This is a genomic window from Gardnerella sp. 30-4 (assembly GCF_001641215.1).
GTDB lineage: Bacteria > Actinomycetota > Actinomycetes > Actinomycetales > Bifidobacteriaceae > Bifidobacterium > Bifidobacterium leopoldii.
This window is the reverse complement of sequence record NZ_LXJL01000096.1, coordinates 1-8162: the sequence shown is the minus strand read 5'-3', so window position 1 is coordinate 8162 and position 8162 is coordinate 1. Positions and strand designations below refer to the sequence as shown.

The 8162-nt window shown below is 44.1% G+C and carries 5 protein-coding genes; all 5 read right to left on the bottom strand.

Translation table 11 applies throughout. The annotated features are described in order from the left end of the window. Positions 1–158 precede the first annotated feature (158 nt). Positions 159–1955: an arginine--tRNA ligase gene (gene argS, locus A5294_RS05480; RefSeq protein WP_064340651.1), complete on the bottom strand. Its 1797-nt coding sequence runs from the start codon at positions 1953–1955 to the stop codon at positions 159–161. 130 nt (positions 1956–2085) lie between these two features. Beyond that, positions 2086–4851, bottom strand: coding sequence for a valine--tRNA ligase (gene valS, locus A5294_RS05475; protein WP_064340650.1), 2766 nt, complete (start codon positions 4849–4851; stop codon positions 2086–2088). Positions 4852–4899: 48 nt separating this feature from the next. Continuing rightward, on the bottom strand, positions 4900–6405 hold the full coding sequence (locus tag A5294_RS05470; RefSeq protein ID WP_064340652.1) for an ABC transporter substrate-binding protein: 1506 nt from the start codon (positions 6403–6405) through the stop codon (positions 4900–4902). A 112-nt stretch (positions 6406–6517) separates the two neighbouring features. Continuing rightward, complete coding sequence (gene nth, locus A5294_RS05465) at positions 6518–7171, bottom strand: endonuclease III (protein WP_032835362.1); 654 nt, start codon at positions 7169–7171, stop codon at positions 6518–6520. Positions 7172–7191: 20 nt separating this feature from the next. Then, on the bottom strand, positions 7192–7983 hold the full coding sequence (locus A5294_RS05460) for a response regulator transcription factor (protein ID WP_032835323.1): 792 nt from the start codon (positions 7981–7983) through the stop codon (positions 7192–7194). Positions 7984–8162: the final 179 nt, after the last annotated feature.

The following is an 8162-nucleotide window of genomic DNA, read 5'->3' as shown; positions in this document are numbered from 1 at the left end:
GGGTATATTAATAAATTGCATGTACTTAATCGATAGAAACTTATAATTCGTGCGTGTCTCTAATAAAAAATAAAAAGGACGCTGGCAAACTACCAACGTCCTATGTAATCAAAAATGCTCTATAGCTTTGCTCTAAATCTTATATAAAATAAGCAAAATCACATCTTTTCCGGAGCAGAAACTCCAAGCAAATCAAGACCAGTTGCAATAACTGTGCGCACAGCAGCGTTAAGCTTTAAGCGAGCTGCAGCACGAGCTGGCTCTGGGCACTTTGCAATGCGCTGAGATTCACGATCGGCTTCTGGCAAACGATTTTCAGGGTCGGTTAACTCCATTGGCACAACGCGCTCAAGGTTGTACCACTTGTGATAGCTTGCAGCCAAATCCTCAAGATAATGCGCAACTCTGTGTGGAGCGCGCAAATCGCCAGCTTGAGCCAAAGCAGCAGGCCATTGAGCCAAAGCAGCCAACACTTCGCCGTCAGCCTCGGTATTAAGCAAGCTTAAATCAGCACCATCTTGCGTAATTCCAGCGTCCGCAGCATTGCGAGCCACATTGCAGCTGCGTGCGTGCGCGTATTGCACGTAATACACAGGATTATCGTTGCTGTGAGAAGCAAGCAAATCCAAATCAATATCAACACTTGTATTGTAATCTGTGCGAGCAAGCGAGTAGCGCGAAGCATCAACACCAATTGCATCAACTAAATCGTCAATCGTAATAACGTTTCCTGCGCGCTTGCTCATGCGTACAGGCTTGCCATCTTTCATAACGTTTACAAGCTGACCAATAAGAATCTGCATGTTTTCGCCTGGCTTGTCTCCAAAAGCCGCGCACATTGCCATCATTCTGCCAATATAGCCGTGATGATCCGCACCAAGCATGTAAATCGCTACGTCCGCAGGATTCTGTTCGCGATGGCGCTTGTTGCGATAGTACGCAATATCTGCAGCAAAGTAAGCGTAATTGCCGTCAGACTTAATAATTACGCGATCTTTGTCGTCGCCATGCTTAGTGGATTCAAACCAAGTTGCGCCATCTTTTTCAAAAATGTCTCCGCGAGAACGCAAATCTGCAATAGCACGCTCAACTTCGCCATCCTCGTACAGGCTGTTTTCGTGGAACCACACGTCGAAATCAACACGAAAATCGCGCATGGACTTACGGATTTCGGCAAACATCATTGGCACTGCGCGCTTGCGGAACTCTTCGCGCTGCTCGGAATCGCCTTCGCCAAGAGGCAAACCTTCCTCATCTTTTCCAAGATCAATTCTAGGCAAAGAAAGAACATCAACGCCGTCTGCTTGCGCTTCTTTTATAACAGCGTCTGCGATTTCGTTAATATACGCGCCTTTGTAACCATCTGCAGGCGTTTCTTCACCATGAGCTGCAGCAACTAAAGACTTTGCAAAACGGTTAATTTGCTCGCCATGATCGTTGAAGTAGTATTCACGCACAACTTCTGCACCGTTCGCTTCCAAGACTCGAGCCATAGAATCACCAACTGCAGCCCAGCGAGTTCCACCAATGTGGATTGGACCAGTTGGGTTTGCAGAAACAAACTCAAGATTCAAAGTTTTGCCACTCAAATGCGTATTTTTGCCAAAATCCGCGCCCTGCTTTAATACTTCGTCTACGACTGCAGCTGCAGACGCAGAATCAAGCGTTATATTAATAAAGCCAGGACCTGCCACTTCTACAGACGCAATACCTTCCGCTTCTTGCAAACTCTCAGCAAAAAGCTCGGCTAAATCACTAGGCTTCATACCAGCTTTTTTAGCAAGCTGCATAGCAACATTCGTAGCCCAATCACCGTGTGCGCGATCCTTTGGTCGCATAACTGCAAGTTTTTCGGCAGCAGGAATCAAATCTTCTGTTAGACTGCCAGCTTTACCGCTTGCTACTAAATCTTTAGCAATTTTTTCAATTAATTCACTTAAGCTTTCTGGATTCATGGTTTACAGTCTAGCGTTACCGCGCGATGCTTCGCGATTACAATACACAAAAAGCGCTGGAGTCGAAGATTGACTTCCAGCGCTTTTGTTTTGCGATTAATTATTTTCGATTACTTGCAACTACTTACAGCTACTTCTTTTTTGCAGGAGCTTCGCCGAGTTCGCTTTGAGCAACAGAAACGTTTACGTTAGCTGCATCAGATTCCGCGGAATCAGATTCAGAATCAGAAGAATCTCCAGCAACTGCTGCCTTAACAGCGTTAAGATTTACTTCTCCAGTAACGCGTCCAGCTTCAGCAACGTCATCCAAAGTCTCCTCGACAGCCTTGTAAGCATTTTCTGCTACGTTCAAAGTCACTTGCAAAATAGGAGTCTTCATAGAAACTTTTGCTTCAGACTTAATCTTGCGCAAAGTAGCCAAAGCTTCACCCGCGTAAGCCAAAGTATCTGCAGAAACACCGTTTGCAGCAGCCTCATACGCCTTAGCGCATGGCCAGCTAGCGCGATGCACAGAGCCTTCGCCGTCATGCATCCAGCTCCACACTTCTTCAGTAGCATAAGGCAAGTAAGGAGCAAGCAAGCGAGCCAAAGCATCGAGTGCAAGGCCAAGAGTTGTGCGAGCAGACTTTACAGCAGCTTCGCTTGGAGTTCGTCCAGTTGATTCTGCAGTACCGTAAGCGCGATTCTTTGCAAGCTCAATATAGTCGTCGCAGAACTCCCAGAAGAATGTTTCGATTGCTTCCAAAGCCTTGGAATGCTCGTAAGATTCAAGCGCATCAGTTGCGGTACGAATAACGGATGCGAGCTTTGCCATAACAGAGCGATCCAAAACTTCCGTAACGTCTGCAAAATCCCAATCCGCACTAGCAGGCTCAAGAACCTGATGCTCATCATCTTCACGACCAATTGCGAGCGCAAACTTAGTAGCATTCAAAAGCTTAATAGCTAAGCGTCGGCCAATCTTCATTTGGCCTTCGTCGTAAGTTGCGTCCAAGCCAAGTTTTGCAGAAGTTGCCCAGTAGCGTACAGCATCTGCACCAAACTCTTCGATTGGCTTATTTGGCACAACAACGTTGCCTTTAGATTTAGACATCTTCTTATGGTCAGGATCAAGAATCCAGCCAGAAAGTGCAGCATGCTTCCAAGGCAAGCAGCCGTTTTCAAGATGTGCGCGATCAACAGTACTAAACAGCCAAGTACGAATAATATCCTGGCCTTGTGGACGCAAATCCATTGGGAAAGTAGCCTTAAACAAAGCTTGATTTTCCTCACCTGGCTCTTCCCAACGAGTCACGATTTGTGGAGTTAAGGAAGATGTAGCCCAAGTGTCCATAATGTCTTGCTCAGCAGTAAATCCATTTGGCTGGTCTCGCTGCGATTCATCGAATCCTTCTGGAACGTCAATAGTTGGATCGATTGGCAAACGATCTTCGCTAGGAGTCAAAGGATGCTCGTAATCCACTTCCCCATTTTCGTTTACTGGATACCAAAGTGGGAATGGCACACCGAAGAAGCGCTGGCGAGAGATAAGCCAGTCACCATTCAAGCCGTGAACCCAATTCTCATAGCGCACGCGCATAAAGTCTGGGTGGAAGTTAAGTTCCTTGCCTCGCTCAATAAGTTCAGCATTCAACTTTTCGTCCGTGCCACCGTTCTTTAAATACCACTGGCGAGAAGTGACGATTTCCAAAGGCTTATCGCCCTTTTCGTAGAAGTTCGTCATACGCTTTGTTGGCTTTGGATCGCCTTCCATGTCTCCAGCTGCTTGCAAAGCTTCAACAATTTCCTTACGAGCAGAGAACGTGGTTTTGCCGGCAATTTTCTCGAACATTTCACGGCCGGATTCATCTGTAATCCAATCAGGAGTCGTCATAACGATGCGACCGTTACGCTGAATAATTGGTCGAGTTGGCAAATTCAAATCGCGCCACCACTCAACGTCTGTTACGTCACCAAAAGTACAGCACATTGCAATACCAGCACCCTTGTCCATTTGAGCAGCAGAATGCGCCAAAATTGGAACCTTCACCTTAAACAGTGGCGAATAAACTTCCTGACCAAAGTACTTCTTGTAACGCTCATCTTCTGGATTTGCAATTAAAGAAGTGCATGCAGCAAGCAATTCTGGACGCGTAGTTTCAATATAAATTGGCGTACCATCTTCAAAACGGAACGCAATCTTATGGTAGAAACCAGGATATTCGCGTGATTCAAGCTCTGCTTGTGCAACTGCAGTCTGGAAAGTCACATCCCACAATCCAGGAGCATCTTTTTGATAAGCTTCTCCGCGAGCAAGATTGCGAAGGAATGCTTTTTGCGCAACTCGACGAGGCTGCTCACCAATCGTGTGGTAAGTTTGCGACCAGTCTACAGAAAGCCCGAGCCTGCGCCACAATGCTTCAAAAAGCTTCTCATCTTGAGAAGTCAAGCGCTCGCAAAGCTCAATAAAGTTCTGTCGGCTTACAGGAACCTGATCTTTAGCCTCAATCTTCTTGCCTTCAGTGCCTTCAAAAGGCGGCTTAAAATCAGGGTCATACTTCAACGAAGTATCCACTCGCACACCGTAATAATTTTGTACGCGGCGCTCTGTTGGCAAGCCGTTATCGTCCCAACCCATTGGGTAGAACACGTCAAAGCCTTGCATGCGCTTATATCGCGCAATGACATCCGTATGCGTGTAAGAGAATACGTGACCTACGTGCAAGTGGCCACTAACGGTTGGAGGTGGAGTATCGATAGAATATACGGCCTTACGGTCGCGAGAATTATGGAATGCGTAAGTTTTAGCTTCGTCCCAATTGCTACGCCACTTGTCTTCAAGACCATCAACGCCAACTTTGTTAGGAAGAGGCGTTAAATGTGCGTGCTTTACTGTGTTATTATCCTGTTCACTCATGAACTGAATATTAGAAACTCAGCGCGACAACGCAAATCTTACGCTTTTCTATTTCACCACTACGCTCTGCAATGGCAGAAGCTGATCCGTCATATTTTTCGTATAGCCGCTTACATTAGACTTTACAGCCATAATGCTCTTTCGAGCATATAACCAGTGAGCTGCAGCATTATTGCTTACTTCGCGCGCATATGCACGAGCATTTGCCTCATATTCGTTTGCATTCTTAGAATGAACCGCATCTGCCCAAGCTTGTTGAGCACGCGCGTCTTGCAAAACGAACGGAGAACCGCTTTCTGCAAACATGCCTTCATCTAAAGTACGATTGCTCGTAGTAAGCGCAAGATCATACTTACCTTCACTAATACGCTTACGCATAGTTTGTTGATCAACTTCTTCAAGATTGACCTTAAAACCACTCACGGAACTAATCTGTTTTGAAAGCTCGCGCCCAACTCCACCTTCGCCCTGTGGAACAAGAAAATTGATAGTTCCTAAATAGCTTGCGCTAAAGTAATGGAACAAGGGAGCAGCTTTGCCTGGATTATAAGGATACAATCCATTTAAATCTTCATAACCAGTTGAAAGAGGATCAATAGGTCCTCCTACTGGAACACCACCATTGCCATCAGCTGCAAGTACAGTTTGCGCATTCAAAGCGTATCTCGCAGCTTTACGAGCCTGCTCATCGCAGAAAATCGATGAAACTGTTGTATTTATTGCAATAAATCGCACTCTTGTGCTCTGACCCTCTACCATTTGCGTATTAGCAACAGCAGCAAGACGCTTATTTTCGTTACCTTCAAGCGGAACTGCCATTTGAATATTGCCCTTTTCCATTGCCTCAGCTAGAGCAGTATCGCTATTGAAATATTGCAAAGTAATACTTGCACAAGAAGCAGGGGTTCCCCAGTATTTATCGTTGCGAAGTAATACTAAAGAATTGCCTTTATTGTAGTCACTTACAGTGAAAGGACCTGTGCCAAGAGCAGCACTTGCATAGTCGATCATCGATTTTGTGTCATAGACAATGCCAACACGTCCAGCAAGACGACGTAGAAGTAACGCATCTGGATTATTAAGTGTAATCACTAAAGTGTAATCATCCGGATTATTAACAGTTTTAATATTTGTAAGTGCGCTATAACCAGGATAATTATTTGTGATGCCTTGTTTCAAAGATTGTAATACGGAAGTCGAAGTCATCTCACTACCGTTAGAAAAACGCACACCTTGACGCAAATTAAAACGATATGTTAAGCCGTCTTTCGAAATATCCCATGACTTCGCGAGACCTGGTTGCAAACTATTATCATCGCCACGTTTAACAAGAGTTTCGTAAACATTACCAATTAAAGCTTGCTGTAAAGCGTCACTGTCGTCGTTTCTAATATCAAGAGATTCAGGAGCAGTACGTAAACCAACTTTTAGCACTGAGTTACTAGCTGGATGCATTATTGCAGCAAAAGGCGAATGACCCTGGTATATTTGCCATCCACACCACAAAATGCCGCTCATTATTACAGACACAACTACAAACACAACCCATGGCATCCAGTCTGCATTAGTGCGAGCATGAGCTGACCTGGAAGTGCGATACGCATATTTGCCTGTTCTTGACATAACCTACAGTCTATATCAATATCTGAATTGGAAACAACACGCTTTAAATAATTGCCGACGGACATGTTGTATTTAAAGGGCATGAAACACATTTTGGATTCCGAGCAGTGCAAATTTTTCTGCCATGCAAAATAAGTCTATGAGAAAGATTAGTCCACTCTTTAGGAGCAAAATAAGCAGTTATTTCGCGCTCAATAGCAACAGGATTTGGACGATTCTGAACCTTACGCCAACCAAGACGACCTGTAACACGTATTACGTGAGTATCTACAGGAAACCCCGGTAATCCAAATGCGTTGCCAAGAACAACATTGGCAGTTTTACGACCAACACCCGGCAACGATATTAAATCTTCCATATTTGATGGCACTATACCAGAAAAATTATTAAGCAAACATGCAGATAATGAAATAATATTCTGTGCTTTTACTCTATAAAATCCGAGAGGGTAAATAATTGACTCAACTTGAGATACAGGAGCAGCAGCTAAGGAACTCGCGTTGGGAAAAATAGAAAAGAGTTCAGGCGTCACGATATTCACGCGCTTATCCGTAGTTTGCGCGCTTAATACAGTAGCGATTAGTAGCTCAAATGGATTTTTGAAATTTAATGCACACTTCGGCTCCGGTATTTCTTTGCACAATAAATCGTACTCTGCATAAATACGAGCTAATTTCGCTTGTTTTGATTCTCGCATATTAGAGCTTCGATAAATCATTATTGCGCAGACTGCTTATCTGCATCATTTTCAGAATCATCTTCAACACTGCTTTCGGAAATTTCGCTATTCTCATCAGACTCCGAAGGATCAAAGCGATAGCCAACATTACGCACTGTGCCAATTAGATGTTCATATTCAACACCAAGTTTTGCACGAAGCCTACGAATATGAACGTCTACAGTACGAGTGCCACCGTAGTAGTCGTAACCCCATACTTCTTGCAACAAATGAGCACGAGTAAACACCCTGCGCGGATGCTGCACAAAGTATTTCAGCAATTCAAATTCTTTATAAGCTAAATCAACAGGATGACCATGCAAACTCACTGTGTAGCTACGCATATCTACAACAAGATCTCCAGAACGCATAGTTCCATTGTCTGAATTGAAAGAATCATCAATTTCAGAGCCTTGCGAATGCACAAATAAATCATCAGAAGATCCGTGTTGTAAAGAAGCCAAACGCAAACGACCCTCTACTTCTGCCGGAGAAGCATTAGTAAGCACAACATCAGAAATGTTCCACGAAGGATTTACTACAGTAAAACCACCCTCAGTTATAACTAATATGACAGGAACCGTAATATTTGCAACACGCAGAGAAGAACACATTGATTTAGCGAGAGCTAAATCCTCACGCGCATCAAGCAAAAGAATGGTTTGTGCGGGCAGTTTTGCCAAACTTGACGTATCCAAAGAAAGTAAACGCACTTTATGAGATAACAAAGTAAGTGAAGGTAAAACTGAAGAAGGAGAAGCACACGAAGTCATCAATGTGATATCAGTCATATGATGCCTCCAACAAACAATTGATGTAGTAGCAAATTCAGCCTTTACAGGAATTGTAAACCATACTGCGAAAAATAGCGACAACTGCAACACTTGCATCTTCTAAAGATAAAAAATATCAACACAATAAAGCGCAGTGCAGGTTATAGGCTACATTAGTAAATAAACAAAGTAATTTG

What these genes read in the sequence shown, in the direction of transcription:
- A5294_RS05460 (WP_032835323.1), bottom strand. Translation starts at nt 7,983, where the DNA reads ATGACTGATATCACATTGATGACTTCGTGTGCTTCTCCTTCTTCAGTT.
- valS (WP_064340650.1), bottom strand. Translation starts at nt 4,851, where the DNA reads ATGAGTGAACAGGATAATAACACAGTAAAGCACGCACATTTAACGCCT.
- argS (WP_064340651.1), bottom strand. Translation starts at nt 1,955, where the DNA reads ATGAATCCAGAAAGCTTAAGTGAATTAATTGAAAAAATTGCTAAAGAT.
- nth (WP_032835362.1), bottom strand. Translation starts at nt 7,171, where the DNA reads ATGCGAGAATCAAAACAAGCGAAATTAGCTCGTATTTATGCAGAGTAC.
- A5294_RS05470 (WP_064340652.1), bottom strand. Translation starts at nt 6,405, where the DNA reads ATGCCATGGGTTGTGTTTGTAGTTGTGTCTGTAATAATGAGCGGCATT.